This is a genomic window from Mesorhizobium sp. M1E.F.Ca.ET.063.01.1.1, from assembly GCF_003998155.1.
In the GTDB taxonomy this organism is placed as follows: domain Bacteria; phylum Pseudomonadota; class Alphaproteobacteria; order Rhizobiales; family Rhizobiaceae; genus Mesorhizobium.
Genome location: NZ_RZSC01001549.1, coordinates 1 through 496 on the forward strand (window position 1 = coordinate 1; position 496 = coordinate 496).

At 64.7% G+C, this 496-nt stretch carries 1 protein-coding gene; it reads left to right on the forward strand.

Annotated features, from left to right (window positions below):
* On the forward strand, positions 1-355 hold a 355-nt coding region (locus EOA29_RS39720; protein WP_145970174.1), incomplete at its 5' end, for a response regulator.
* Between the last annotated feature and the right edge of the window lie 141 nt (positions 356-496).

Sequence of the window (496 nt, forward strand, 5' to 3'; positions counted from 1 at the left end):
CATCAACGCCATGCTCGCCCGCGCCACACTTCTGAAGGCCGGGCACCGCGTCAAGGTCGTCGGCAACGGCAAGGCCGCCGTCGAGGCCGTCACCGATGCCGGCCTGAAGCATCGCTTCGATGTTGTGCTGATGGACCTGCACATGCCGGTCATGGACGGGCTGGATGCCATCGCCGCCATCCGCCGCCACGAGGAGGCGCTGGCGGTGCCGCCGGTTCCGATCATGGTGCTGTCGGCGGACAGCCAGGAAAAGACCCGCCATACGGTGCTGGCGCACGGCGCCAGCGGCTTCGTTACCAAGCCGCTCGATCCGGATGCTCTGGTAAGCGCCGTCGAGGCGCAGGTCGCTGCCTGATTTTTTTGCCCCGCCAATCGCCCTTGGATCGCTTGGCTTTGCTTCGTTAAGGTAGCCGGTTGAGGGCATTCGCCAGCCGACGAAGTATTGCCCGCCGCGCCGTATCACGGTACTGTCACAATCCTGTTGCACCTACACCGT